Raw genomic sequence first — 25018 nt, 5'->3', positions numbered from 1 at the left:
CGCTCATCGCGATGCCGGCGTCTCGGCCGGCATCCCTGGGGCCTGCTCGCCGCCGTCGACCCGGCGCCGCGTCTGCAGTATCGGCGGCGCCCAGGTTTCGCCCGGCCGCTTCTTGCGGGTGGCCAGCGTCAGCTCGGACGGGGCGAAGATGTTGATGTTGTGGGTGTTGGGCGTGGTGATCAGGTACTGCGCCTCGGTGGCCTTCAGGAAGCCGGCGACGCGGTCGATGTTGAAGATGTCGAGGTGGGCGAACGGCTCGTCGATGAAGACGAAGCCGGACGGATTGGACTCGTCCATCATCAGGCCGATCAGCAGGATCAGCGACTTCATCACCTGCTGGCCGCCGGACGCCTCGCCGTCGTTCATGCCCATCATGCCCTTCTGATCGAAGTTGAACTTCAGCACCAGGCCGGCCTGGGCCAGCACCGCGTCGTCGTTGGACAGCTGCGGCAGCTCCACCTCCACCTGGATGCCGGCCAGCTCGCCCAGCCGCTTGACGTTCTGGCCGTAGGCGCGCACGGTGGCGCGCAGCTTGCCGATATAGGCGGCGCGCGCCTCGTCGGTCAGCTCGCGCGAACGGTCCACCTCGCCCTGGCGGCGCTGGCGCTCGCGGTCCAGCGAGGTCAGATCCTCGACCAGCTTGTCCTTCAGCGCCAGCACCGAGTCGTCCTGCTCCCAATCGCCGCTTTGCAGCTTCTCCTCCAGGTAGTTCAACTGGTGCTTGGCGTCGGCGGCGGTGTCGAACTCGTCCTCCAGCGCCGCCACATGCTCCGGCGCCAGCGCGTCGGCCGACAATCTCTCCGCCCATTCGCGCAGCTCGCCGCTGAGCCGGCGCAGCTGGCGGCGCGCCTGCTCGACCTCCTGCAATTTCTGGTTGTACTTGGACAGGCTCTCCATCTCGCGCTGGCAGACGCGGTCGTGCGCCAGCCGCGCGTCGCCGTAGCGCTGGTCGGCGGCGTCCCTCTCCGCGCCGGCGTCGGCCAGCGCCGCGCCCTGGCGGGCGATCTCGGCCTCCAGCTCGGCCTTGCGCGATTCCAGCGCGGCGAACTCGTCGGCGCGGCTGTCCAGCTGGCGTATCGCGTCCATGCCGCCCAGGTACTCGGCCAGGCCGGCCGCCTCGCGGGTGGCGGCCACCAGCCGCTCCTCGTCGCCGAGGATGCGCACATTGAGCTGTTTCAGCTCGTCGCGCACCGCCAGCAGACGCGACTGCCGCGCCGCCTCGCCGAAGGCGAACTCATGCGCCGGCACGCCGATGTGGCGCGCGCCGCGGCGCTCGCGGAAATAGCCGTCGCGGGTGATCCAGTCACCTTCAGCGCTGGCGCCCTCCAGTGCGTTCTCGACCCGCGTCACGCCGTTCATCTGCCGGTACAGCCACTCCGGCGCATCGGCGGAGAAACGCACCACTTCCAGCAGGCTGCCCTTGTTGGCGCGCGGTGGCGCGGCGCGTTCCGGCACCACGAAGTGCCGGTAGCGCAGCTTCTCGCCTATCTTCCAGGCCTCGCGGCGGTCGGACTCCCGGTCCAGCAGCACCACGTGGCGGTAGCCGCGCAGCAGCGCCTCCACCGCGCCCTGCCAGTTGGAATCCATCACCTCGACGATGTCGGACAGCATCGCGTGCGGGATGCCGGCCTCGTCCAGCGCCGCCTTGAACTGGCGCACGTCCTCCGGCGAGCGCCCGCGGCCTATCTCCAGCGCCTCCAGATGCTGCTGGCTGTCCTGGCGCTGCTTCTTCAATTCACGCAGGCCGTCCTTCAGCTGATCGGCCTCGGCGCGCAGCGCCGCCAGCTTGTCGGCCAGTTGGGCGGCGTCGGCGCCGTACTCCTTGCCGGCCAGCGCCTGCAGACGATCGCGCTCCTTCAGCTGGCCGGCCACGCCGGCGTGCTCGCCCTTGGCCTTCATGAAGGCGTCCTGGGCCGCCAGCCGCACCGTCTCCGCCGCGGCCCGCGCCTCGGCGGCGCTCACTTCGGCGGCTTTCAGCTTGGCCACCAGGTCCAGCGTGTCGGCATGCTCGGCCCGCGCCTGGTTCAGCACGTGGTAGCCGGCGCGATAATCGCCCCATTGCTTGCCGAAGGCGGTCTTGGCGTCCAGATAGGCCAGCACCGGCAGCGCCTCGTCGCGCAAGCGGGCGATGCCGGTCTGCAGCTGCTTCCACTCCAGATAACGGTTGGCTCGGCCCTTCATCGCCTCCACCCGCACCTGCAGCGCCTCCTCCTGCCGCCCCAGGGCCTCCAGCTCCAGCTCGGTGGCGCGCTGCTCGTCGCGGGCGCGCTGGTAGTTGTCCAGCACGTCCTTGTCGCCGAAGACCTGGAACACCAGGTCCAGCAGCTGGCGCGGGCTGTATTCGGTCAACTTGTCGGTGTCGCCCTGCTCAAGCGCCAGCACCTCGGCCACCGCCGGCGTCAGGCCGGCCGCCTCCAGCCGGCGGCGGTATTCGTGCACGCCCAGCCATTGCGCCTGGCCCTCGGCGTGCTCCAGCGCGATGTCGCCGTCCAGGATCGCGTAGTGACGCACCCAGTCGCCGCCCTGCTTCTTGATCCGGCACAGCAGCGTCACCGACTCGGAGACGATGGGGAAGAACGGCGTAGGGTACAGGCCGCCGGACGGACGGCGCGGATTGTCGACGACGCCGCGCAGATAGGCGAAGGCTTCCTTGTTGTTGCGCACGTAGCGCTTGTAGTCGCGCTTGCCGGAGCACTTGATCGCCAGCAGCGTGCGCATCGCGTCCAGCAAGGTGGTCTTGCCGGAGCCGTTGGGCCCGATGATGGTGACGATCTGGGCGTCCAGCGGCACGCTCAGCCGCTGCCAGAAGTCCCAGTGCACCATTTCCACCGATTTCATCTGGAACATCAGCGAGCCTCCCCGTCGGCCGCGTCGTCAGGCGGCAGGTCAAACAGCGGGCCGTCCGACGCGATGCCGTCGTCCCCGCCCTCTTCTTCGATATCGTCGTCGACGCGCTTGTCGACCAGCGCCTCGCGGCCCTCGCGGCGCAGCAGCACGTCGGCCAGCGCGCCTTCGATGATGCGCGGCGCCAGCTGCGCGTAGTCGATCATCAGATCCAGCATCGGCCCCTCGTCCAGCCAGCGGTTGCGGCGGACGATGAAGCCCAGGTTGACCAGGCGGCCCAGATTGGCGTTGAAGCGGGTGCGGCCGCCCAGCGCCTTGCCGAAGTCGGCGTACAGCGCGTCCTCGGAAATGCCGGTGGACACCGCCTCGCCGGTTTCCAGCGGCTTCTGCGCGCCGAACATATCGCTCTGGTTCTCCTTGCCGGCCTCGACGCGGGCGATCTGCCGCTCGCGCTTGGGCAGGATGATCAGCGCCCACAGGATGACCAGCAGCGCCACGCCGTCGCGCGGCAGGCCCAGATTGTTGTTGAGCCAGGCGTCGCCGGAGCCGAACACCGGCTCGGTCATTTCCGGCAGCAGCGCCGCGGCGATGTGTTCGGCGTACGGGTTCTCCACCAGCCGGAGGCCGACCGCGGCCAGGCTCTTGTCCAGCTCGGCGCGGAAGATATCGTCCAGCAACGCCTTGCGCGCCAGCGCGTCGGCGCGCGGCACCACGCGGTGGGCCAGCAGGCGGGCGGTCAGGGTCTTGATTTCGTGTTCCATGTCTATTCTTTGCTTGCCCGCCCGGCATGACCCGCGCGCGGCGTCTCCATCATTGGCCGGCGCGGCCGCCGTTCGCCACCAGCCGGGCGTCCGACAAGGTCGCCACTTCCGGGTGGTCCGGCGCGATCACGCCGTCGCCGCCCTGCAGGCTGAACGGCAGCTTGGCCAGCGCCGCGACGATGCTCTGGTCGTTGCTGGTTTCCGGGTCGCCGATCAGCGACAGCAGGGACAGCCGGTACGCGGTTTCGTTGTAGCTGCCGGCCAGCACCGCCTGGCTGATATGGGCGTCGGCCTTGCCGCTCATGCCCAGCTCCAGCAGCAGGTCGTACATTTCCTCTGCCTCCAGCAGCCGCTCCATCTCGGGCGCGTCGGCCAGCGGCGCGGCCTCGCCGCCGGGCAGCACGTGCGCGCCGGCCTTGGCGCGCTCGCGCGCCAAGAGCTCGAACTCGGCCACGTCGGCCAGCTCCGGCGTCGACAGGAAGGCCGGCTCCGGGCAGATGGACCAGCCACCGGCCAGCTTGCCGGCCAGCGTCGCCGCGCCCTGACGGCGCAGCCAGTCGGCGATGTCGGTCGAGGTCAGGCCGGAATTGCCCAGGTGCACGCGCTGCGCGGCCAGCTGGGCCAGCCGGCGCTCGAAGGTGCCGGCCAGCGCCAGCATGCGGCTTTGCGCCAGCGCGATGGCCTGCGCCTGGTTCAGCACCGTCAGGCTCAGCGTGTCGTCCTGGGTCAGGCTCCTGACCACCTCGGTGGACTTGGCCACCCAGCGCCACACGGCCTCCAGCCGGTGCTGGGCGGCGCGGATGCGGAATTCGGACTGCGACTCCAGCGCCTCCTCGAATTCGGCGTACAACTCGTTCAAGCGCGCCAGCAGGTGCTTCAGCGCCTCGTCCGACACCTGGCCGACGGCCTGCCCGGCTGCCACCTGGCTGGCCAGATAGCCCAGCTCGACGTCGTCGCCGGAAAAGTCGACCACCGTCGCCAGCGCCGCCAGCGCGACCCGCGCGCCCTCGGACAGCTGGTACACGCCGCCGTCACTGTCGTAGACCAGCAGATCGCCTTCGCGCAGCCGCCCCAGAATCGTGGCCAGTTTGGTATCGTTAAGGTAGGAGAAGCGCTGGGCGATTTCCTGCGGCGTCCACAACGGCGCCTCGGCGCGGCCGCCCAGCTCTCGCAGCACCAAGAGGCGCATCAGCACTTCCTCGTCGCCGCCGCGGAACAGCGTGACGAAAACGGACAGATAGCCCCAGGCGCCCTGCAGCCGCGACACGGCCTGCAGCGAGCCGGGCTCGATGCCGGGCTGGAAGAAATCGGACAATGAATCCAAGCGCGCTCCACAAGCTGGGGGAATCAAAGCGCAGATTGTCCCGGCGGTCCGCCGCTTCGTCAACGCGGCGGCGCGTTTTATCCTGGCTGCAAGTGATAACAATCGTATAGAGGAGACGTCATGCTCACCCGCCACCACACCCTGCTGTCGCCCAGCCTGGGCAGCCAGCGCTCGCTGACCAGCTTCCATTTCGGCCGGGAGGGCCACGGCGAGAAGGTCCACATCCAGGCCAGCCTGCACGCCGACGAGCTGCCCGGCATGCTGGTGGCCTGGCATCTGAAACAGCGGCTGCGCCAGCTGGAAAGCGAGGGCGCCGTCCTCGGCGAAATCGTCGTGCTGCCGGTGGCCAACCCGATAGGCCTGAACCAGAACCAGAGCAACCGGCTGCTGGGCCGCTTCGAGGCGATGAGCGGCCAGAACTTCAACCGCCACTATCTGCCGCTGGCCGAACCGGTGTTCGCCGCCGTGCGCCAGCAACTGGGCGCCGACGCCAAGGCCAACACCCGGCTGATACGCGCGGCGATGCGGGCCGAACTGGCGCGCCAGCAACCGCAGACCGAGCTGCAGTCGCTGCGCCACACGCTGCACACGCTGGCCTTCGACGCCGACATCATGCTGGACCTGCACTGCGACAGCCGCGCCGACATCCACCTGTACACCGGCACGCCGCTATGGGACCAGTGCGAGCCGCTGGCCCGCTACCTGGGCGTCTGCGCCAGCCTGCTGGCCGAGGACTCAGGCGACTACCCGTTCGACGAATCCTGCAGCCAGCCGTGGTGGCAACTGCGCGAGCTGGCCGCCCAGGCCGGGCTGTCCGCGCCGATCGAAATGGCCTGCCTGGCGGTGACGATAGAGCTGCGCGGCGAATGGGACGTCAATCACGAATACGCCGCCAAGGACGCGGAGGCCATCGTTCATTTCCTGCAGCACCGCGGCGTGATCGCCGGCGATCCGCCGCCGCTGCCGTCGCTGCGCCATCCGGCGACGCCGCTGGCCGGCTCGGAGGATCTGCTGGCGCCTCACGCCGGCGTCGTGACCTACCGCGCCGAACCGGGCAGCCATCTGGTCCCCGGCGACCTGGTGGCCGACGTGATAGACCCGCTGACCGACACCGTCACCCAGGTCTGCACCCAGCGCGGCGGCGTGCTGTATGCCACCAGCGACCGCCCATACGCCACCGCCGGCCTGGGGCTGGCCCGCGTCGCCGGCGCCAGCGCCTACAAGACCGGCAAGCTGTTGACCGCCTGACGGAATTTTCATCGCCGGCGGCGATCCAATGACTTTGCACCGCCGCCGAGTCCCACGCATGAAAACGCTAGTCCCGCTATTGCTGTCATTGTCCATCCTGTCGCCGGCGGTCTCCGCCGCCCCGGCCTCCTCCGCGCCGGCGGCCGAGGCGGTGTTCGCCGAGCTGGCGCACCAACCCGCCTACCAGGCCGCCTGGATGGGCATGCTGGCCGGCGCCGGGAACACGCCGGAGTGGCTGCGCGAAGCCCGCGCCACCAGCGCGCCGTACCATGCGGCGACCATCGCCGGCAAACGCTATCTGGCCGGCGAGATGTGCAAGCCGCACGACTGCGCGTCCAACCGCTTCCTCGGCCTGTTCAGCGCGGACAAGCGCCGCGCGACGGGCCTGCTGGTGACGGTGGCCGACGTGCCCGATGCCGTCGACCATCCGGCCAAGCACGCCAGCTACCGCTGGCTGGGCAAGCCGGACAAGGGACAGCGCGACTATCTGATGAAGCAACTGAAACAGGATCCGAACTGGAAATGAAAACACTGACTCCCATCGTCGTCGCGCTGCCGGCGCTGCTGCTGGCCGCCTGCGCGCAGAATCGCCCCGCCGCGCAGCAGCCTGCGGTCGGCATGGCCAACCCCGCCTCGGTGTACTGCGCGCAGCAAGGCGGCAAGCTGCTGCCGCAGAAGGACGCCGCCGGCAACGAATACGCGCTGTGCCAGCTGCCGGACGGCCGCTCGGTCGAGGAATGGACGCTGTTCCGCTCGCAGCGTCCGGCGCCGACGGCGCCGTAACGGCGCTTATCCACAGCTTCTGGTCAAATCCGGATTTATCCACAGCCGTCGCCGGCGCGCCAAAAAACAAACCCGCCGGCTGACCGCTCCGGCGGGTTTCCTACCCCCTTTGGCAGGGATAGTCTTACTTTAGACTACCGGACAGGAATGCCTTCAGTCTTTCGCTTCTGGTATTGCCGAAGACCTCGTCCGGATGGCCCTCTTCCTCCACGCGGCCCTGGTGCAGGAACATCACGTGGTTGGACACATTGCGGGCGAAGCCCATCTCGTGGGTGACGACTATCATCGTGCGGCCTTCCTCGGCCAGCGCCTGCATCACCTTCAGCACCTCGCCGACCAGCTCCGGGTCCAGCGCCGACGTCGGCTCGTCGAACAGCATCACCTCCGGCTCCATCGCCAGGGCGCGGGCGATCGCCACGCGCTGCTGCTGGCCGCCGGACAGGTGGGCCGGATACTTGGCCTGGGCGCGCTCGTCCAGGCCGACCTTGGCCAGATATTTCTTCGCGCGGGCGACGGCCTCGTCGCGCGGGATGCCCAGCACGTGCACCGGCGCCTCGATGACGTTTTCCAGCACCGTCATGTGGCCCCACAGATTGAAGTGCTGGAACACCATCGCGAGCCGGGTGCGCATCGTCTGCAGCTGCTTCTGGTCGGCCGGCACCAACTCGCCCTGCTTGTTGCGCGACAGGCGGATTTCCTCGCCGTTCAGCGCGATGGTGCCGTCGTTCGGCTTCTCGAGGAAGTTGATGCAGCGCAGGAAGGTGCTCTTGCCGGAGCCGGACGAGCCGATGATGCTGATCACGTCGCCGGCCTTGGCCTTCAGCGAGATGCCTTTCAGAACTTCGTGGTCGCCGTAGCTCTTGTGAATATTGCTGATGTTCAGCTTGTCCATCATTGAATCCCCAGAATTTCTCAGCTCTTGGTCGGGCGCAGATAAGCCATCCAGCGCGCTTCGGCCTTGCGGAACAAGCCGACCAGAATAAAGGTGATGCTCAGATAGAGCAAGGCGGCCAGGCCGAAGGCGTTGAAGGAGTCGTAAGTGGCGGCGTTGACGTCGCGCGCGACCTTCAGGATGTCCGGCACGGTGGCGGTGAAGGCCACGGTGGTGGCGTGCAGCATCAGGATCACCTCGTTGCTGTACGCCGGCAAGGCGCGGCGCAGCGCCGACGGGATGATCACCCGGCGGTACAGCGTGAACGGGCTCATGCCGTAGGCGCGGCCGGCCTCGATCTCGCCGTACGGCGTGGCCTTGATCGCGCCGGCGAAGATCTCGGTGGTGTAGGCGCAGGTGTTCAGCGCGAACGCCAGGATGGTGCAGTTGTAGCCTTCGCGGAAGAAGTGGTTCAGGAAGCCCACCTCGCGCACCACGTCCAGGCTGTACATGCCGCTGTAGAAGAACAGCAGCTGCACGTACAGCGGGGTGCCGCGAAACACATAGGTGTACAGCCACACCGGCCGGGACAGCCACTTGATCCTGGACACGCGCGCCACCGCCAGCGGGATGGACACGACGAAGCCGAAGGCGATCGACAGCACCAGCAGCCACATGGTGACGGCCAGGCCGGACAGGTGGTAGCCGTCGGTCCACAGAAAGGTTTTCCAGAATTGCTGGATGATGTCCATCATAGCTCCGCCTCCCGCACACCCATCGAATAGCGGCGCTCCAGCCACATCAGGACGAAATTGGACACGGTGGTCAGCGCGAGGTAGATCGCCCCGGCCACCAGCGTGAAGAAAAAGACCTTGTAGGTGCTCTTGCCGGCGTCGACCGAGGCCTTCACCACATCGGCCAGGCCGATGATGGACACCAGGGCGGTGGCCTTCAGCATCACCTGCCAGTTGTTCGAGATGCCCGGCAGCGCGAAGCGCATCATCTGCGGGAACTGCACGCGGTGGAACACCTGCCAGCCGCTCATGCCGTAGGAGATGCCGGCCTCGATCTGGCCCCTGGGCACCGACAGGAAGGCGCCGCGCAGCGTCTCGGTGAAATAGGCGCCGTAGATGAAGCCCAGCGTGACGATGCCGGACACGAACGGGTCGAGGTCGATCTGATCGATGCTCAGCAGGTCGGTGATCTTGTTCATGCCGATCTGCAGGCTGTAGAAGATCAACAGCATCAGCACCAGGTCGGGCACGCCGCGCACCAGCGTGGTGTACACGGTGGAAATCCCGCCCAGCAGCGGGTTGTGCGACAGCTTGGCGCCGGCGCCGACGAGACCGATGACGAAGGCCAGCAGCAACGACAGCACCGACAGCTCCAGCGTCACCAGGGTCCCTTGCCAGATAATGGGACCGAATCCATCCAGAAACATATGTTCCCCTTGTCGAGCGGCCCGCCCCTTCGGCTTATATTGCCGAATGAAAGCCGGCCCTCCAGATCAATACGCCCCGCAAGGCGGGGCGCATCACAGCGCGGGCGCGCGGACCGGCCGCACGCCCGAAACGGCGTCAGCCGCCGTACACGTCGAAGGAGAAGTACTTCTTCTCGATCTTCTTGTAGGTACCGTCCTTCAGCATGTCGGCGATGGCCTTGTCGATGCCGGCCTTCAGATCCTTGTCTTCCTTGCGCAGGCCGATGCCGGCGCCCTCGCCCAGCGTCTGCGGGTCGACCAGGTCCTTGCCGGCGAAGGCGAAGCCCTTGCCCTCAGGCTTCTTCAGGAAGCCCATGTCGGCCTGCACCGCATCCTGCAGCGACGCGTCCAGACGGCCCGCGGTCAGGTCGGCCAGCACCAGGGTCTGGTTCTGGTACGGCACCACTTCGACGCCGGCCGGCGCCCAGTGCTTCTTGGCGTAGGCTTCCTGGATGGTGCCCTGCTCGACGCCGACGCGCTTGCCCTTCAACGAGGCCGGGGTCGGCATCAGGCCGGAACCGGACTTGGCGACCATGCGGGTCGGGGTGTTGAACAGCTTGGCGGAGAAGGCGATCTCCTTCATCCGGGCCTCGGTCATCGACATCGACGACAGCACGCCGTCGAACTTCTTGGCCTTCAACGCCGGGATCATGCCGTCGAAATCGTTCTCCACCCACACGCACTTGGCTTTCATGCGCTTGCAGATCTCGTTGCCCAGATCGATGTCGAAGCCGACCACCTGGCCGTTCGGCGCCTTGTACTCGAACGGAGCGTAGCTGGCGTCGACGCCGAAACGGATTTCCTTCCAGTCCTTGGCGTAAGCGCCCACGGAAGCAGCCATCAGACCGACAGCCAGCGCAGCAAGAGCCTTCTTCATGTGATTCTCCTCATCAAAGCGAACGTCTTTGTTGGTCATCCGGCACGCCGGACGCTTGGTCACCCGGGCAATCGCCCCGGACCGGTACGGCAAACTGCGAACCATGCCGCTGCCAGCCTGCCCCAGAGGCCGGTGGTGGCTGCACCATGTTATATAGTTAGAGCAATTTGTCTAGCAAGCCAGATTTTCCGGCCATGCCATGCTCATTAGCCGGGCACGGTGCGCTCAGCCACGCAGAATTCATGCCATGACCGGCTGAAAACCGGCGGTCCGATGGCGTTTTTGTCTGATGACAAAATACAACATTCAATCAACTTGAGAAGTAACGGCGGGTGAAAGGATCGGTGTACAGCAAAGCGACAAAAATGGGCAAAAATTCGCCAAACCCCCATATTTTGCCCGGATGGAATAAAAAAACGGGCTGGATATGCCTCCAGCCCGCCCTTTAACACAATCAGACGACAATGCGTTTACGCGTCGCCGCCGGCCTCGTCCGCCGGCGCCTCCGGCATGATCAGCTTCTGCTTGGCGGCGGCGGCCTGCTGCTGCAGCGCCTCGCTTTCCTTGCGCGCCTCGGCGCGCACCACGTCCAGATAGGACATGATGGCGAAGGTCAGCTCTCGGGTGCCTTCATGGTTCAGCGCGGAGATCGAGAACACGCGCGGCGCCTTGGTGTCGAAGCCGAGCGAGTCGTCCGGCTGCTCCTTGGGCCAGCCGTAGGCGTTCAGGAAGGCCGACACCGTCAGCTCGCGCTCGTCCTCCGGCAGCATGTCCACCTTGTTCAGCACCAGCCAGCGCGGCTTGCTGTACAGCTCCTCGTCGTACTTCTTCAACTCCTCGACGATGGCGCGCGCCTCGCGAACCGGATCAACATTGGGATCAAACGGGGCGATGTCCACCACGTGCAGCAGCAGGCCGGTGCGCTGCAGATGCTTCAGGAAACGGTGGCCCAGGCCTGCGCCCTCGGCCGCGCCTTCGATCAGGCCCGGAATGTCGGCGACAACGAAGCTGCGGGTATCGTCCATCCGCACCACGCCCAGATTCGGGTGCAGCGTGGTGAACGGATAGTCGGCCACCTTGGGCCGCGCGGCCGACACCGAGCGGATGAAGGTGGATTTGCCGGCGTTGGGCATGCCCAGCAGGCCGACGTCGGCCAGCACCTTCAGTTCCAGCTTCAGCGTGCGCTGCTCGCCTTCCTCGCCCGGCGTGGACTGACGCGGCGCGCGGTTGGTCGACGACTTGAAGTGGATGTTGCCCAGGCCGCCCTTGCCGCCCTTGGCGATCATGACGCGCTGGCCGTGATGGGCCAGGTCGGCCACCAGTTCGCCGGTGTCGGCGTCGTGTATCACCGTGCCCACCGGCATCTTCAGTTCGATGTCGTCGCCGCCCTTGCCGTAGCAGTCGGCGCCGCGGCCGCGCTCGCCGTGCTGCGCCAGGTATTTCTTGACGAAGCGGTACTCGACCAGCGTATTGACGTTCTCGTCGGCGATCGCGTACACGCTGCCGCCCTTGCCGCCGTCGCCGCCGTCCGGGCCGCCGAAGGGCACGAACTTTTCGCGGCGGAAGCTGGCGGCGCCGTTGCCGCCGCGCCCGGCCATCACTTCGATCCGGGCTTCATCGATGAACTTCATTGCACTCAACCTCTGTCTTGCGAGGAGTCAGGAGTCAGGACTGCCTATGCCAGCCCTCACGCCTTGCCCCTCGGGTATGAAAAAAGCCCTATCGCAAGGATAGGGCTTTCTCGGATGTCAGAAAGCGAATTATTCGCCGTCTACACCGGTGTACGGAACCACGTTAACGGTCTTGCGCTGTTGCGCGCCCTTAACGGTGAATTCGACGTAGCCGTCAACCTTGGCGAACAGGGTGTGGTCCTTGCCCTGGCCGACGTTTTCGCCAGCGTGGAACTTGGTGCCGCGCTGACGCACGATGATGGAACCAGCCGGAATCAGTTCGCTGCCGTAAACCTTAACGCCCAGGCGTTTGGCTTCGGAGTCACGACCGTTGCGGGAGCTGCCGCCTGCTTTTTTGTGTGCCATGACTGTTTATCCTTACTTCGAAATCGCGTCGATGCGGATTTCGGTGTAGTTCTGACGATGACCCTGATGCTTCTGGTAGTGCTTACGACGACGCATCTTGAAGATGCGGATCTTTTCGCCACGACCGTGGGAAACAACGGTGGCCTTCACGGTGGCGCCGGAAACCAGCGGGGCGCCAACAACAACCTGTTCACCGTCAGCAATCATCAGCACTTCTTCGAGTACGATCTGGCTGTCGACGTCTGCAGGTATCTGTTCTACTTTGAGTTTTTCACCGATGGCAACCTTGTATTGCTTGCCGCCGGTTTTTATGACCGCATACATTCGCATGAGCTCCTGATAAATGGATCCCCCGCGCCTGATGCGCAAGGGAACGCGAGACTATACGGGCCTGGCGGCAACTTGTCAATGATTTCATCGACTTAAGCGGCCAACACGGCGGCATGGCGGCCGCGGGGGCTTTTCTGGTAACATCCAGTGCTTTGGCGTAGCCATCATCGCAACGATAAACTGGTTGAAATGTCCACCCCGCTTTTCCGAACCCTGATTGCCGACGACATGCAGACGGTAGACGGCGTGATCCGCTCCCGGCTGCACTCCGACGTCGTCCTGATCCGCCAGGTGGCGGAATACATCATTTCCGCCGGCGGCAAGCGCCTGCGTCCGGTGCTGACCCTGCTGTCGGGCCGCGCCCTCGGCTATCGGGGCGAACACCTGTTTGAACTCGCCGCGATGATAGAGTTCATTCACACCGCCACGCTGCTGCACGACGACGTCGTCGACGAGTCCGATCTGCGCCGCGGCCGCAAGACCGCCAACGCGCTGTTCGGCAACGCCGCCAGCGTGCTGGTCGGGGACTTCCTGTATACCCGCGCCTTCCAGATGATGGTCACCACCCGCAATATGACCATACTGGAAGTGATGGCCGAGGCGACCAACATCATCGCCGAGGGCGAGGTGCTGCAATTGCTGAACATCGGCAACACCGACGTCAGCGAGGACGAATACCTGAAGGTCATCCAGTACAAGACCGCCAAGCTGTTCGAAGCGGCCGCCCGCGTCGGCGCGCTGATCGCCGACGCCTCCGCCGAACAGGTGCAGGCGATGGCCGACTACGGCATGTACCTCGGCACCGCCTTCCAGATCATCGACGACGTGCTGGACTACAGCGGCGACGCCGACACGATAGGCAAGAGCCTCGGCGACGACCTGGCCGAAGGCAAGCCGACGCTGCCCTTGATCTACACGATGCGCAACGGCAGCGCCGAAGCGTCGGCCCTGGTGCGCGACGCGCTGGAAAACGCCAGCCGCGACCGTTTCCACGATGTGCTGAATGCGGTACAATCCAGCGGCGCGCTGGAATATGCCAAGAACGAAGCCGTCAAGATGGCCGAGCTGGCCATCGCCTCCCTGCAGGCCATTCCCGAGTCGGAAACCCGCCAGGCCCTGATCGAGCTGGCTCGCCTGTCTGTGGACCGCAGCGCCTGATCACACCCAGTTTTCCGTCGCGTCTCCGTAGTTAAATGGATATAACGGCCCCCTCCTAAGGGGCAGTTACAGGTTCGATTCCTGTCGGGGGCGCCACCCGCTTTTCCCTAGCAGTCCAAAAACCCGCACAGCGCCAGGCTCTGCGGGTTTTCTGCATTCGCGCCATCGACGCGGCGCGCCTCAGGCCGAAGCCTCCCCCAGCCGCTCACTCGGGTCCGTCTCTTCGGCCGACGCCGTCAACCGCGCCAACTGCAGCAGCGCCGCCAGGCCGGCCCCGGCCAGACAGACGCCGGTCCAGCCGGCGTGGGCGTAGGCCAGGCTGGCCGCGCCGGAACCCAGCGCGCCGCCGAGGAAGTAGCTGACCAGATAGACGGTGGTGACGCAGCTGCGGGCCTCCGGCGCCAGCGCGTAGATCACGCTCTGGTTGGAGATGTGCAGCGCCTGCACGCAGATATCCAGCAACAGCACGCCGGCCAGCAGCGCCGCCAGCGAACGGCCGCCCAGCCACAGCAGGCCGAAGGCCAGCAGTATGCCCAGGCAGCAAGCGGTGGTGACGCGCCCGCCGTGGCCGCGGTCGGACAACCGCCCCGCTCCGCCGGCGGCCAGCGTGCCGGCCGCGCCGACCAGGCCGAAGGCGCCGATCTGCGCCTCGCCGTAGCCGTACGGCGGCTGGCTGAGCAGAAAGGTCAGGCCGGTCCAGAACAGGCTGAAGCAGGCGAAGGCCAGCGCGCCGTACAGCGAGCGCCGCCGCAGCGCAGGATGGACGCGGACCAGCGTCAGCAGCGAGGCCAGCAGCGCGCCGTAGCGCAGCGGCTCGCTGCGGCGGTCGCCGGGCAGCGCCCGCGCCAGGATGGCGGTGAACAGCAGCACGACGGCGGCGGCCAGCCAGTACACCAGCCGCCAGCCGCCCATCTGGGCCACCAGGCCGGAGAAGGTACGCGCCAGCAGGATGCCGAGCAGCAAGCCGCTCATCACCGTGCCGACCACCCGGCCGCGTTCTCGCTCCGCCGCCAGCGAGGCGGCGAACGGCACCAGCAGCTGGGCGGCGCAGGTGCACAGGCCCAGCGCCGCGCAGGCGGCGGCGAACCAGGCCAGACCGGGACTGAGCGCCACCGCCGCCAGCGCCAGCACGCTGCAGCCCAGCAGCGCGACGATCAGCTTGCGGCGGTCCAGCGCGTCGCCCAGCGGTATCAGGAACAGCAGGCCGCAGGCATAGCCTAGCTGGGTCAGCGTGACGATGAAGCCCAGGCTGGCCGTCTGCGCGCCGAAACCGCCGGCTATGACGGCCAGCAGCGGCTGGGCGTAATAGATGTTGCCGATGACGGCGCCGCAGGAAACGGCGAACAACAGCGCCATGCCGCGGCCCAGGCCGGGAGCGGGTGTATCCATGTCCATCTTTCAGAATGTGGGAAATCAAAACGGCCGCGCACGATGCGCGGCCGCCCGGCAAGACCCCGTCAGTACGGTTTGTTCGGCAGGAATTTGCCGTCCAGCGTGATCACCGCGCGCTCGCCGCCGTCCGGATCGGCCACCTTCTGGATGTCCAGCCGGAAATTGATCGCGCTGATGATGCCGTCGCCGAGCTTCTCATGCACCAGGGCCTTCAGCGTGGTGCCGTAGATCTGAATCATTTCGTAGAAGCGGTAGATGGTGGGGTCGGTGGGGATGCCGCCCGGGATGCTGCCGCGCAGCGGGATGGTCTGCAGATTGGCGGAGTCCGCCTCGTCGAGGCCCAGCCTGTCGCACACCAGGTCGGCGGCGGCCTTGGGCAGCGCGTGCTGCCCCAGCAGCGCGGCGGTGACATAGGCCAGGCTGAGGCCGGTGCCGTCGGCCAGCTGTTCCCAGCTCAGGTCCTTCAGCGCCTTGGCGACGACGATGCGGCTGCTCAGCTCGACGCGGGCGTCCTGGGTGGTATGGGATTGACGCATGGGATTTCCTTTCTTTTACGAGATGCGCCCTGCCGGGCGCCAATGACGATCAGGCGGCGCGGGTTTGCGGAAAGTCGGCCAGCGGGACGAAGCGTTTCGCCGCGCCGTCCAGCGCTTCTATCGTTCCGCTTTCGATATCGTAGACCCAGCCGTGCAGGCGGAGCCGGCCCTGTTCCAGCGCCAGCGCCACCGACGGATGGGTCTTGATATTGGCCAGCTGGGCGATGACGTTTTCCCTGACCATGCCGTCCAGCCTGGCCTGGGCCGATTCGTGGCCGCGGCCGGCGTTGACCGCCTTGGCGGCGTCGGCGTGGCGCAGCCAGCCGGCCACCGCCGGCATGTGGTCCAGGCAGGCGCAGCTGGCGATGGCGGTCATCGCGCCGCAGTCGGAATGGCCGCAGATGACGATGTCGCTGACGCCCAGCGCGGCCACCGCGTATTCCACCGTGGCGGTGACGCCGCCCGGCTCCGGACCGTAGCCGGGCACGATATTGCCGGCGTTGCGGATCACGAACAGGTCGCCCGGCTCCTGCTGCGTCAGCAGCTCCGGCACCACCCGGCTGTCGGAGCAGGTGATGAACAGCACGCTGGGGTTCTGGCTGGTGGCCAGCTTGCGGAACAGCTCGGAGCGCTTGGGAAAGGCGTCCTGCTGGAACTTGAGGAAACCGTCGATGATGGCTTGCATGGAGTTCTCCTTGGCGGTGAAACGATGGCGCAAGGATGAACCGATTCAACTATAGCGTCCAAGACCGATATACAATAAACACCATAAGAAACTCCTATAGTTTTTGCGATGATACTCAGACATATCCGCTACCTGATCGCGGTGGCCGAGCACGGCAACTTCACCCGGGCCGCCGAGGCGCTACACGTGTCGCAGCCGACACTGTCGCAACAGATACGGCAGTTGGAAGACATCGTGGGCGCGCCGCTGCTGGACCGCGGCGGGCGGACGGTGCGGCCGACCGACGCCGGCGCGGCCTATCTGGAATACGCGCGGCGGGCGCTGCGCGAACTGGCGGCGGCGGAACGCGCCATCGGCGACGTGGCGGACCTGTCGCGCGGCAGGCTGCGGCTGGCGATGACGCCGACCTTCACCTGCTATCTGCTGGGGACGCTGGCCGAGCGCTACGCTTCGCGCCATCCGGGCGTGGAACTGGAAATACGCGAGATGACGCAGGACGCGATGGAGGCGGCGCTGGCGGCCGACGAGCTGGATCTGGGCATCGCCTTCGATGCGATGCGCTCGCCGGACATCTGCGGGCAGCCGCTGTTCGCCGAAAAGCTCTGTGTGGTGGCCGGCCCGCGCCACCCCTGGCGCGAACGGGATCGGCCGCTGGAGACGGAGGAGCTGGAACAGGCGCCGCTGGCGCTGCTGAGCGCCGATTTCGCCACCCGGAACCATATCGACGACCACTTCCGCCGGCACGGCGTCGCGCCGCGCATCGCCGTCGAGGCCAATACCATAGGCGCGATACTGGAGATCGTGCGCCGCGGCGCCATCGCCACCATCCTGCCGGAGGCCATCGCCCGGCAGGATCCGGCATTGCGCGCGCTGGCGCTGCGCCAGCCGCTGCCGACGCGCACCGCCGCCTTGCTGCGCAGGCAGAACGGCTACCAAAGCGCCGCCGCCCGCGCCTGCCTCGCGCTGCTGGAGGACATGGCGGCGCAGCTGGCCTAGCGCCTGCTTGCGGCCTTCTACGCGCCGCTCAGCCCGGCCAGCTCAACTCGAAGCGGGCGCCGCCGCCCGTGCCGGTACCGCACCGGGCCTCACCGCCATGGGCGTGGGCGATGGCGGCCACCACAGCCAGACCCAGGCCGCTGCCTCCGCTGCCGCGCTGGCGGGCGCCGTCTCCGCGCCGGAACGCCTCGAACACATGCGGGGCCAGGTCTTCGGGAATACCGGGGCCGTCGTCCTCGACGCGCAGACGGCAGCGGCCGCCCTCCACCCGGGCCTGGATGCGGATGGCGCCGGGCGTCGCGTAGCGGCGGGCGTTGTCCAGCAGGGCCAGCAGCGCCTGGCGGATGCGGACCGGGTCGCAGCGTGCCGGCCGGCCATCCAGCTCCAGGACCGGCGTCAGGCCGGCGGCCCGCAGCGCGTCGCCGAAGACTTCGACGACGGCCCGGACCTCGGCGGCGAGGTCGGTCTCCTGCAGTTGCAGATCGAGGTGGCCGCTCTCGGCCAGGCTGACGGCGCGCAGGTCCTCGATCAGCCGGCCCAGCCCCTCCACCTGGGCCAGCAGGCTGCGGAACTGGCCCTCGTCCGGCGTGAACACGCCCTCGGCCAGGCCTTGCAGCCGGCCGCGCAGCACGGTGAGAGGCGTGCGCAGTTCGTGGGCGATGGCGGCGTTCCAGAACGCCTGCTCCCGGCTCATCAGCTGCAGTTGATCGGCCAGGGCGTTGAAATCGTCGGCCAGCATCGCGGCCTCGCGCAGCGAACGATCGCCGGCGGCGGCGCGCGCGTTCAGGTCGCCGTCGGCGACGCGGCGCATGCTTTCGGCCACTGAATTCAGCGGCAGCAGGATGCGGCGAGCCAGACGGATGCCCATCAGCAAGGACAGCGCCAGGCCCGTCGCGGTACTGGAGACCAGCCACAGCACTTCCGGCGCCGTCAGCCACCAGCCCGATTGTTCGAAGTGCACCGGCCAGTACGTCAGCGCCACGTAGTAGAAGGCGTAGCCGGTCGCCACCATCAGCAGCGTGACGCACAGCGCCATCGCCGCCATGGACAGCGCAATCTGGCGGCTCAGTCCCTCCAGCCTCATTCGCCGCTCCACAGCTTGTAGCCGACGCCGCGGACGCCGGCCGGCATCCCTTCGACGCCGCATTCCTCCAGCTTCTTGCGCAGCTTGCTGATATGGCTGTCCACCGTGCGCTCCAGCGTGTCGCCTTCCGGCAGGCAGGCGGCCAGCAGCTCGGCGCGGCTGAACACGCGCCTGGGCGCGCGCGCCAGCTGCGCCAGCAGCTTGAACTCGGTCAGCGTCAGGCTCAGCGCGTGGCGCCGCTTGCCGACCAGAACGGCGGCTTCGTGCTGCTCCAGGTCGATCTCGAACGGATCGGCGCGCAGCACGCGCTGCTCGGCCTGGCGCGGGGCGGCCATCGAGCGGCGCAGCACCGCCTGCGCGCGCGCCACCACCTCCACCGGGTTGAACGGCTTGACCACGTAGTCGTCGGCGCCGATGCGCAGGCCCATCAGCTTGTCGATGTCCTGGTCCAGCGCCGTCAGCATGATCACCGGCGTGTCGCCTCGGTGGCGGATCTCGGCCAGTGCCTGCCAGCCGTCGACGTGCGGCATCTGCACGTCCAGCAGCACCAGGTCCGGCTTCAGCGCCAGATGCATCTCCAGCGCCTTCCTGCCGTCGGCGGCGTGCGCGCTGCGCAGGCCGCCGCGCGACAGATAGGCGGCGAGGATTTCGGCGATCTCGGGTTCGTCTTCGGCTATCAGCACCAGGGCCTGGGGCCCCTGGGCCGCCGGTCGGATTGTGTCGCTCATGCTGGCGGTTTCGCATCCATTGCGTATCTCCATCGAATCTCCATGCTACCACACGGCAATCCCCATCCTGCGCGGGCACACTGCCGCCCATCGCAAGTTTGAACGCTATGGAGTCCCCATGAACAATATGCAAGCCCGCCGTTACGGCGGCGCCTGCGCGCTGGCCGTCGCGATGTTGAGCGGCTGCTCGCAGCCGGCGCCGCAGGACGCCCCGACGGCGATTCCGGTCGCCGCCGCGACGCTGGCCCCCGCCCCGCTGAAGCTGAGCGACGACCTGCCCGGCCGCGTCGCGGCGGTGCGCGTCGCGGAAATCCGCCCGCAGGTCGGCGGCATCGTACTGCGCCGGCTGTTCGAACAGGGCAGCGAGGTCAAGGCCGGCCAGCCGCTGTTCCAGATCGATCCGGCGCCGTTCAAGGCCGAAGTGGACACCGCCGCCGCCGCCCTGCAGCGGGCCGAGGCCGCGCTGGCGCGCGCGCGCGTGCAAACCGCCCGGCTGCGGCCCTTGGTCGAAACCGACGCCGTCAGCCGCCAGGTCTTCGACGACGCGGTGTCGCAGCGAGACCAGGCCGCCGCCGACGCGGCCCAGGCCCGCGCCGCGCTGGACCGCCGCCGGCTGGATCTGAAATTCGCCGCCGTCGCGGCGCCGATCTCCGGCCGCATAGATCAGGCCCTGGTCAGCGAGGGCGCGCTGGTCGCCTCCGGCGACGCCTCCCCGATGGCGCGCATCCAGCAGATAGACCAGGTCTATGTCGACGTTCGCCAGCCGGCGGCAGCGCTGGAATCGCTGCGGCAAACGCTGGCGGCTCAAGCCGGGACGGCCGGCCGCGGCCTGCCCGTGACGCTGCTGCGCGACGACGGCACATCCTACGACGAGGTCGGCCGCATGCTGTTCTCCGGCGTCAATGTCGACGCCGGCACCGGCGACGTGCTGCTGCGCGTGCTGGTGGACAATCCTAGGCGGCGGCTGCTGCCGGGCATGTTCGTCCGCGCCCGCGTGCCGCGCGCGAGCTATGCCGACGCGCTGACGGTGCCGCAGCAGGCGGTGATCCGCATAGGCGGCAAGCCGCAGGTGTGGACCGTGGACGCGAAGAACCACGCGCGCCTCGCCGACGTCGAGCTCGGAGAACTGGCCGATCGCCGCTACCGGATCCAGGCCGGTCTCCGCGCCGGCCAGAAGGTGGTCGTCGAGGGCATGGAGCGCCTGTCGGAAGGCGCGCTGGTCGCCGCAGGCGACGCCGCGCCGGCGCGGCGCTGAGCGAAGGGAGCCTCTCCATGTCCCAATTCTTCATCCGCCGCCCGGTCTTCGCCTGGGTCATCGCGCTGTTCATCATCCTGCTGGGGGTGATCGCCATCCCCCAGTTGCCGATCTCCCGCTATCCGTCGGTCGCGCCGCCGACGGTCACCATCACCGCGGTCTATCCCGGTGCCACGCCGCAGACCATGAGCGACGGCGTGCTGAGCCTTATCGAGCGGGAGCTCTCCGGCGTCAAGGATCTCTTGTATTTCGAATCGTCAGCCGATACCTCAGGCGCGGCGCAGATCACCATCACCTTCAAGCCGGGCACCGACCCTGAAATGGCCCAGGTTGACGTGCAGAACAAGCTGAAAGCCGTCGAGCCGCGGCTGCCGGCCGCCGTGCGTCAGAACGGCGTGATGGTGGAGTCGGCCTCGTCCGGCTTTCTGATGCTGATCGGCCTGCGCTCGGACAACGGCCGCGTCGACGAGGCCGAGCTCAGCAACTATATGGCGCGCAACATCGTCGAGGAGCTGCGGCGCATAGACGGCGTCGGCCGCGTGCAGCTGTTCGGCGCCGAACAGGCGATGCGCGTCTGGGTGGACCCGGCCAAGCTGATCGCCTACGGCCTGACGATGAGCGAGCTCTCCGCCGCCATCGCCCAGCAGAACGCGCAGATCGCGCCGGGCAGCCTGGGCGCGTCGCCGGCCCTGCCGGGTCAGCGGGTGACCGTGCCGCTGACCGTGCAGGGCACGCTTTCGACGCCTGAGCAATTCGCCGCCATCGTGCTGCGCGCCAACGCCGGCGGCGCCAAGGTGGTGCTGGGCGACGTCGCGCGCGTCGAGCTGGGCTCGCAGTCCTACAACTTCGTCAGCACCGAAAACGGCAAGCCGGCCACCTTCGCCGGCGTGCAGCTGAGTCCGGGCGCCAACGCGGTGAAAACCGCCGAGGCGGTGCGGTCGCGGCTGGCCGAGCTGGGCAAGGCGATGCCGGCCGGCATACGCCACTCCATCCCGTTCGACACCGCGCCCTTCGTCAAGATCTCGATCGAGAAGGTGATACACACGCTGCTCGAGGCCATGGTGCTGGTCTTCCTGGTGATGTATCTGTTCCTGCAGAACGCGCGCTACACGCTGATCCCGTCCATCGTCGCGCCGGTGGCGATGCTGGGCACTTTCGCGGTGATGCTGGCCGCCGGCTTCTCCATCAATGTCCTGACGATGTTCGGCATGGTGCTGGCGATAGGCATCATCGTCGACGACGCCATCGTCGTCGTCGAGAACGTCGAGCGGCTGATGGCCGAGGAAGGCCTGTCGCCCAGGGAGGCGACGGCCAAGGCGATGAAGGAGATCACCGGCGCCATCGTCGGCATCACGCTGGTGCTGACCGCGGTCTTCATTCCGATGGCGCTGTCCAGCGGCTCGGTCGGCGTGATCTACCAGCAGTTCACGTTGGCGATGGCGGTGTCCATCCTGTTCTCGGCGCTGCTGGCGCTGACGCTGACGCCGGCGCTGTGCGCGACGCTGCTGAAACCCATTCCCCAAGGCCACCACGAAAAACGCGGCTTCTTCGGCTGGTTCAACCGCCGCTTCGCGCGCCTGACCGACTGGTACGAGACGCGCGTCGGCCGGCTGATCGGCCGCTCCGGCCGCGTGATGCTGGTCTTCGTCGCCCTGTCCGGCGCGATGGCCGCCGGCTTCCAGGCGCTGCCGTCGTCCTTCCTGCCCGAAGAGGACCAGGGCTATTTCATGACCGGCTTCCTGCTGCCGGCCGACGCCACCGCCGAACGCACGCGGGATCTGGTCAAAAAGCTGGACAGCCACCTGGCCACCCGCCAGGCGGTCCAGTCCAGCATTTCCATCGTCGGCTACGGCTTCTCCGGCTCAGGCGCCAACGCCGCGCTGAATTTCGCGGTACTGAAGGACTGGGACCGGCGCGGCGGCGCGTCGACCGTAGACGAAAGCCTGCGCGTCCAGCAGGCGATGGCCGGCGCCACCGAAGGCACGGTAATGACCCTGTTGCCGCCGGCGATAGACGAGCTGGGCACCAGTTCCGGCTTCACGCTGCGGCTGGAGGACCGCGCCAACCGCGGCCCCGCCGCGCTGAAGGCGGCCGAGGCCAAGCTGCTGGAGCTGGCCGCCCAAAGCCCGGTGGTGGCCGGCGTCTACCCGGACGGCCTGCCGGCAGGCGCCAGCATACGACTGGACATAGACCGGCAGAAGGCCGAGGCGCTGGGCGTGCCCTTCGCCAGCGTCAGCGACACGCTGTCCGCCGCGATGGGCTCGGCCTACATCAACGATTTCCCCAATGGCGGCCGGATGCAACAGGTGATCATCCAGGCAGACGCGCCGGCTCGGATGCAGATAGACAATGTGCTGAAGCTCCACGTGCGCAACGCGACCGGCGGCATGGTGCCGCTGTCCGAGCTGGCGCGCCCGGTGTGGACCGAGACGCCGCTGCAACTGGTGCGCTTCCAGGGCTACCCGGCGGCGCGCATCTCCGGCGGCGCCGCGCCCGGCCACTCCAGCGGCGCGGCGATGGCCGAGATGGAACGGCTGGCCGCGCAGCTGCCGCCCGGCTTCGCGGTCGAGTGGACCGGCCAGTCGCTGCAGGAGCGCCAGTCGGCGTCACAGGCTCCGATGCTGATGGCGCTGTCCATGATCGCGGTCTTCCTGGTGCTGGCCGCGCTGTACGAGAGCTGGTCCATCCCGCTGTCGGTGATGCTGGTGGTGCCGCTGGGCCTGATCGGCGCGCTGGCCGCCGTGATGCTGCGCGGCATGCCCAACGACGTGTTCTTCAAGGTGGGCATGATTACCGTGATCGGCCTGTCGGCCAAGAACGCCATCCTGATCATCGAATTCGCCAAGCAGCTGCACGAGGAAGGCAAGAGCCTGACGGAGGCGGCGGTACAGGCGGCCAGGCTGCGGCTGCGACCGATACTGATGACCTCGCTGGCCTTCGGCCTCGGCGTGGTGCCGCTGATGACGGCCAGCGGCGCCAGCGCCGAAACGCAGAACGCCATCGGCACCGGCGTGTTCGGCGGCATGGTCACCGCCACCGTGCTGGCCGTTTTCTTCGTTCCCGTTTTCTTCGTGTTCGTGATCGGCGCGCAGGAGCGTCTGGGACGGTGGCTGAAATCCCGCCGCCCGGACGCCGCGCCCGGCCGCGGACAAGAGGGTTGAACCATGAGATTCGTCATTCTTCCTGTCATCCTGGCCCTGTCGGCCTGCTCGTTGACCCAGCCGCTGCTCAAGCCGGATCTGCCGGTTCCCGCGGCCTTTCCCTCCGCCGGCGGCAACGAATCCGGCCTCCGCGCGGCGGATCTGGGCTGGCGCTCGATGTTCGGCGATCCGCGGCTGCAGCGGCTGATCGAGCTGGCGCTGGCCAATAACCGCGACCTGCGCCTGGCCGCGCTGAACGTCGAGGCCGCCCAGGCCCGCTACGGCATCCAGCGCAGCGAACAGCTGCCCAAGCTGGACGGCGTGGCCGGGGCCGCGCGCCAGCGCACGCCGGCGAACGGCGCAACGCCCGCCGCCACACAGACGCAGTACAACGCCAACGTGGCGCTGAGCGCCTTCGAGATCGACCTGTTCGGCCGCATGCAGGCGCTGTCCGACGCCGCCTTCGCCCGCTACCTGGCCAGCGAGCAGGGCCGGCGGGCCGCGCAGATTTCGCTGGTCGGCGCGGTGGCGGACGCCTACTTCGCCGAGCGGCTGGCCGACGAGCAAAAACAGCTGGCAGAGCGCACGCTGGACGACTGGCGGCAATCGCTGGACCTGGCGCGCCGCCTGAAGGCGGGCCATCAGAGCAGCGGCCTGGACGTGGCCCAGGCCGAGGGCCAGGTCGCCGGCGCCGAGGCGGACCTGGAGGCGCGCGCCCGCGCCCTCGCGCAGGCCGGCAACGCGCTGCGGCTGCTGACCGGCGCCGAGCCGCCGGCCGATCTGCCCGCCCCGCTTCCGCTGGAGACCCAGCCGGTGGCGACGCGTTTGCCGGCGGGCCTGCCGTCCGAGCTGCTGCTGCGCCGGCCGGACATCCTGCAGGCGGAACAGCAGCTGGTGGCCGCCAATGCCGATATCGGCGCGGCGCGCGCGGCCTTCTTCCCCAGCCTGTCGCTGACCGCCTCACTGGGCTTCGCCAGCCCGGCGATGCGCGGACTTTTCGACGACGGCCACCGCGCCTGGAACTTCGCTCCGCAGCTCTCGCTGCCGCTGTTCCCGAACGGCCGGCTGCGCGCCGAATTGCGGCTGGCCGAGATCGGCAAGTCCGGCGCCGTCGCCGAATACGAGCGCGCGATCCAGACCGCCTTCCGCGAAGTGGCCGACGGCCTGGCCGGACGCGAGACCTTCGGCCGGCAGATCGCCGCCCAGAACAGGACGGTGGCCAGCGCCGAGCGCCGCGCCGATCTGTCCGGCCAGCGCTACCGCGCCGGTCTGGACGGACGGCTGGAACTGCTGGACGCCCAGCGCCAGCTGTACGCCGCCCGGCAGACGCTGCTAGACCTGCGACGCGGCGAGTTCGGCAACGCGGTCGCGCTGTACAAGGCGCTGGGCGGCGGCTTGATCGACGATTGATCGTCGGCGGAAACGGACGCGCCCGTCCGATGAAAAACCGCGCCCATCAGCGCGGTTTTCTTTTCCACGGCGAAGCCATA

General features: G+C 67.9%; 23 protein-coding genes and 1 tRNA gene. 9 read left to right on the top strand and 15 right to left on the bottom strand.

Annotated elements, in window-relative coordinates; translation table 11 throughout:
• Positions 1–3 precede the first annotated feature (3 nt).
• From WNM05_RS04080 to WNM05_RS04070, 3 genes are read right to left on the bottom strand one after another with little or no spacing between them, the layout of a single operon-like run.
• A complete protein-coding gene (locus WNM05_RS04080) occupies positions 4–2847 on the bottom strand; it encodes an ATP-binding protein (RefSeq protein ID WP_434632727.1) in 2844 nt (947 codons plus the stop codon).
• A complete protein-coding gene (locus WNM05_RS04075) occupies positions 2847–3605 on the bottom strand; it encodes a hypothetical protein (protein ID WP_434632725.1) in 759 nt (252 codons plus the stop codon). Before WNM05_RS04075 ends, WNM05_RS04080 begins: the two co-directional genes overlap by 1 nt.
• A 49-nt stretch (positions 3606–3654) precedes the next feature.
• The gene (locus WNM05_RS04070; protein ID WP_434632724.1) at positions 3655–4929 is read right to left on the bottom strand and encodes a hypothetical protein; all 1275 of its coding nucleotides are present in this window, start codon (positions 4927–4929) and stop codon (positions 3655–3657) included.
• 120 nt (positions 4930–5049) lie between these two features.
• On the opposite strand from WNM05_RS04070, the gene WNM05_RS04065 reads away from it, so the two are divergent.
• From WNM05_RS04065 to WNM05_RS04055, 3 genes are read left to right on the top strand one after another with little or no spacing between them, the layout of a single operon-like run.
• Positions 5050–6177 carry a succinylglutamate desuccinylase/aspartoacylase family protein gene (locus WNM05_RS04065; RefSeq protein ID WP_434632723.1) on the top strand — a complete coding sequence of 376 codons (1128 nt, stop codon included), beginning with the start codon at positions 5050–5052 and terminating at the stop codon, positions 6175–6177.
• A gap of 58 nt (positions 6178–6235) precedes the next feature.
• Complete coding sequence (locus WNM05_RS04060; RefSeq protein WP_434632722.1) at positions 6236–6703, top strand: inhibitor of vertebrate lysozyme family protein; 468 nt, start codon at positions 6236–6238, stop codon at positions 6701–6703.
• Positions 6700–6960 carry a putative hemolysin gene (locus tag WNM05_RS04055; RefSeq protein WP_434632721.1) on the top strand — a complete coding sequence of 87 codons (261 nt, stop codon included), beginning with the start codon at positions 6700–6702 and terminating at the stop codon, positions 6958–6960. Before WNM05_RS04060 ends, WNM05_RS04055 begins: the two co-directional genes overlap by 4 nt.
• 124 nt (positions 6961–7084) lie before the next feature.
• Here WNM05_RS04055 and WNM05_RS04050 read toward each other — a convergent pair whose 3' ends face one another.
• The 7 genes from WNM05_RS04050 to rplU all read right to left on the bottom strand — a co-directional run bounded on the left by WNM05_RS04050 (position 7085) and on the right by rplU (position 12548).
• Positions 7085–7852 carry an ABC transporter ATP-binding protein gene (locus WNM05_RS04050; protein ID WP_434632720.1) on the bottom strand — a complete coding sequence of 256 codons (768 nt, stop codon included), beginning with the start codon at positions 7850–7852 and terminating at the stop codon, positions 7085–7087.
• 20 nt (positions 7853–7872) lie between these two features.
• Positions 7873–8586: an ABC transporter permease gene (locus WNM05_RS04045; protein WP_434632718.1), complete on the bottom strand. Its 714-nt coding sequence runs from the start codon at positions 8584–8586 to the stop codon at positions 7873–7875.
• A complete protein-coding gene (locus WNM05_RS04040) occupies positions 8583–9272 on the bottom strand; it encodes an ABC transporter permease (RefSeq protein WP_434632717.1) in 690 nt (229 codons plus the stop codon). The genes WNM05_RS04045 and WNM05_RS04040 overlap by 4 nt, the downstream gene beginning before the upstream one ends.
• Positions 9273–9408: 136 nt before the next feature.
• Positions 9409–10188 (bottom strand): ABC transporter substrate-binding protein, encoded by a 780-nt coding sequence (locus WNM05_RS04035; RefSeq protein WP_434632716.1) that lies wholly within the window; start codon positions 10186–10188, stop codon positions 9409–9411.
• 470 nt (positions 10189–10658) lie between these two features.
• Positions 10659–11819: a GTPase ObgE gene (gene obgE / locus WNM05_RS04030; protein WP_434632715.1), complete on the bottom strand. Its 1161-nt coding sequence runs from the start codon at positions 11817–11819 to the stop codon at positions 10659–10661.
• Between the two features lie 129 nt (positions 11820–11948).
• The gene (gene rpmA, locus WNM05_RS04025) at positions 11949–12224 is read right to left on the bottom strand and encodes a 50S ribosomal protein L27 (RefSeq protein WP_011134404.1); all 276 of its coding nucleotides are present in this window, start codon (positions 12222–12224) and stop codon (positions 11949–11951) included.
• A 12-nt stretch (positions 12225–12236) separates the two neighbouring features.
• A complete protein-coding gene (gene rplU / locus WNM05_RS04020) occupies positions 12237–12548 on the bottom strand; it encodes a 50S ribosomal protein L21 (RefSeq protein ID WP_011134403.1) in 312 nt (103 codons plus the stop codon).
• A 195-nt stretch (positions 12549–12743) separates the two neighbouring features.
• Between rplU and ispB the strand changes: the two genes are divergently transcribed.
• On the top strand, positions 12744–13712 hold the full coding sequence (gene ispB, locus WNM05_RS04015; RefSeq protein WP_434632712.1) for an octaprenyl diphosphate synthase: 969 nt from the start codon (positions 12744–12746) through the stop codon (positions 13710–13712).
• 21 nt (positions 13713–13733) lie between these two features.
• A tRNA-Arg gene (locus WNM05_RS04010) sits at positions 13734–13808 on the top strand.
• A gap of 84 nt (positions 13809–13892) precedes the next feature.
• On the opposite strand, the gene WNM05_RS04005 is transcribed toward WNM05_RS04010, so the two are convergent.
• The 3 genes from WNM05_RS04005 to WNM05_RS03995 form a co-directional block, all read right to left on the bottom strand.
• Positions 13893–15101 carry an MFS transporter gene (locus WNM05_RS04005; protein WP_434632711.1) on the bottom strand — a complete coding sequence of 403 codons (1209 nt, stop codon included), beginning with the start codon at positions 15099–15101 and terminating at the stop codon, positions 13893–13895.
• Positions 15102–15169: 68 nt separating this feature from the next.
• The gene (gene cynS, locus WNM05_RS04000) at positions 15170–15640 is read right to left on the bottom strand and encodes a cyanase (RefSeq protein WP_434632710.1); all 471 of its coding nucleotides are present in this window, start codon (positions 15638–15640) and stop codon (positions 15170–15172) included.
• Positions 15641–15689: 49 nt separating this feature from the next.
• A complete protein-coding gene (locus WNM05_RS03995) occupies positions 15690–16325 on the bottom strand; it encodes a carbonic anhydrase (RefSeq protein WP_434632709.1) in 636 nt (211 codons plus the stop codon).
• A 108-nt stretch (positions 16326–16433) separates the two neighbouring features.
• Here WNM05_RS03995 and cynR point away from each other — a divergent pair, with 108 nt between their 5' ends.
• Complete coding sequence (cynR, locus tag WNM05_RS03990; protein ID WP_434632708.1) at positions 16434–17321, top strand: transcriptional regulator CynR; 888 nt, start codon at positions 16434–16436, stop codon at positions 17319–17321.
• 28 nt (positions 17322–17349) lie between these two features.
• Here cynR and WNM05_RS03985 read toward each other — a convergent pair whose 3' ends face one another.
• Together WNM05_RS03985 and WNM05_RS03980 are read right to left on the bottom strand one after the other, a co-directional pair.
• Complete coding sequence (locus tag WNM05_RS03985) at positions 17350–18405, bottom strand: ATP-binding protein (RefSeq protein ID WP_434632707.1); 1056 nt, start codon at positions 18403–18405, stop codon at positions 17350–17352.
• A complete protein-coding gene (locus tag WNM05_RS03980) occupies positions 18402–19133 on the bottom strand; it encodes a response regulator (RefSeq protein WP_434632706.1) in 732 nt (243 codons plus the stop codon). Before WNM05_RS03980 ends, WNM05_RS03985 begins: the two co-directional genes overlap by 4 nt.
• 118 nt (positions 19134–19251) lie before the next feature.
• On the opposite strand from WNM05_RS03980, the gene WNM05_RS03975 reads away from it, so the two are divergent.
• From WNM05_RS03975 to WNM05_RS03965, 3 genes are read left to right on the top strand one after another with little or no spacing between them, the layout of a single operon-like run.
• Positions 19252–20388, top strand: a complete 1137-nt coding sequence (locus tag WNM05_RS03975) for an efflux RND transporter periplasmic adaptor subunit (protein WP_434632704.1) — start codon at positions 19252–19254, stop codon at positions 20386–20388.
• Positions 20389–20405: 17 nt separating this feature from the next.
• Entirely contained in the window at positions 20406–23549 is a 3144-nt protein-coding gene (locus tag WNM05_RS03970; RefSeq protein ID WP_434632703.1) for a multidrug efflux RND transporter permease subunit, read from the top strand.
• A gap of 3 nt (positions 23550–23552) precedes the next feature.
• Positions 23553–24938, top strand: a complete 1386-nt coding sequence (locus WNM05_RS03965) for an efflux transporter outer membrane subunit (RefSeq protein ID WP_434632701.1) — start codon at positions 23553–23555, stop codon at positions 24936–24938.
• The last annotated feature ends 80 nt before the right edge of the window (positions 24939–25018 follow it).

The organism is Chromobacterium sp. CV08, assembly GCF_051129845.1.
In the GTDB taxonomy this organism is placed as follows: Bacteria; Pseudomonadota; Gammaproteobacteria; order Burkholderiales; family Chromobacteriaceae; genus Chromobacterium.
This window is presented reverse-complemented; position numbering and strand designations above follow the sequence as displayed.

Coding starts and splice junctions, on each gene's coding strand:
- WNM05_RS03980 (WP_434632706.1), bottom strand. CDS start 19,133: ATGAGCGACACAATCCGACCGGCGGCCCAGGGGCCCCAGGCCCTGGTG.
- WNM05_RS04045 (WP_434632718.1), bottom strand. CDS start 8,586: ATGATGGACATCATCCAGCAATTCTGGAAAACCTTTCTGTGGACCGAC.
- WNM05_RS03965 (WP_434632701.1), top strand. CDS start 23,553: ATGAGATTCGTCATTCTTCCTGTCATCCTGGCCCTGTCGGCCTGCTCG.
- WNM05_RS04035 (WP_434632716.1), bottom strand. CDS start 10,188: ATGAAGAAGGCTCTTGCTGCGCTGGCTGTCGGTCTGATGGCTGCTTCC.
- WNM05_RS04080 (WP_434632727.1), bottom strand. CDS start 2,847: ATGTTCCAGATGAAATCGGTGGAAATGGTGCACTGGGACTTCTGGCAG.
- WNM05_RS04075 (WP_434632725.1), bottom strand. CDS start 3,605: ATGGAACACGAAATCAAGACCCTGACCGCCCGCCTGCTGGCCCACCGC.
- rpmA (WP_011134404.1), bottom strand. CDS start 12,224: ATGGCACACAAAAAAGCAGGCGGCAGCTCCCGCAACGGTCGTGACTCC.
- WNM05_RS03975 (WP_434632704.1), top strand. CDS start 19,252: ATGAACAATATGCAAGCCCGCCGTTACGGCGGCGCCTGCGCGCTGGCC.
- cynS (WP_434632710.1), bottom strand. CDS start 15,640: ATGCGTCAATCCCATACCACCCAGGACGCCCGCGTCGAGCTGAGCAGC.
- WNM05_RS04050 (WP_434632720.1), bottom strand. CDS start 7,852: ATGGACAAGCTGAACATCAGCAATATTCACAAGAGCTACGGCGACCAC.
- WNM05_RS04060 (WP_434632722.1), top strand. CDS start 6,236: ATGAAAACGCTAGTCCCGCTATTGCTGTCATTGTCCATCCTGTCGCCG.
- WNM05_RS04040 (WP_434632717.1), bottom strand. CDS start 9,272: ATGTTTCTGGATGGATTCGGTCCCATTATCTGGCAAGGGACCCTGGTG.
- obgE (WP_434632715.1), bottom strand. CDS start 11,819: ATGAAGTTCATCGATGAAGCCCGGATCGAAGTGATGGCCGGGCGCGGC.
- WNM05_RS04065 (WP_434632723.1), top strand. CDS start 5,050: ATGCTCACCCGCCACCACACCCTGCTGTCGCCCAGCCTGGGCAGCCAG.
- rplU (WP_011134403.1), bottom strand. CDS start 12,548: ATGTATGCGGTCATAAAAACCGGCGGCAAGCAATACAAGGTTGCCATC.
- cynR (WP_434632708.1), top strand. CDS start 16,434: ATGATACTCAGACATATCCGCTACCTGATCGCGGTGGCCGAGCACGGC.
- WNM05_RS03985 (WP_434632707.1), bottom strand. CDS start 18,405: ATGAGGCTGGAGGGACTGAGCCGCCAGATTGCGCTGTCCATGGCGGCG.
- ispB (WP_434632712.1), top strand. CDS start 12,744: ATGTCCACCCCGCTTTTCCGAACCCTGATTGCCGACGACATGCAGACG.
- WNM05_RS04005 (WP_434632711.1), bottom strand. CDS start 15,101: ATGGATACACCCGCTCCCGGCCTGGGCCGCGGCATGGCGCTGTTGTTC.
- WNM05_RS04055 (WP_434632721.1), top strand. CDS start 6,700: ATGAAAACACTGACTCCCATCGTCGTCGCGCTGCCGGCGCTGCTGCTG.
- WNM05_RS03970 (WP_434632703.1), top strand. CDS start 20,406: ATGTCCCAATTCTTCATCCGCCGCCCGGTCTTCGCCTGGGTCATCGCG.
- WNM05_RS03995 (WP_434632709.1), bottom strand. CDS start 16,325: ATGCAAGCCATCATCGACGGTTTCCTCAAGTTCCAGCAGGACGCCTTT.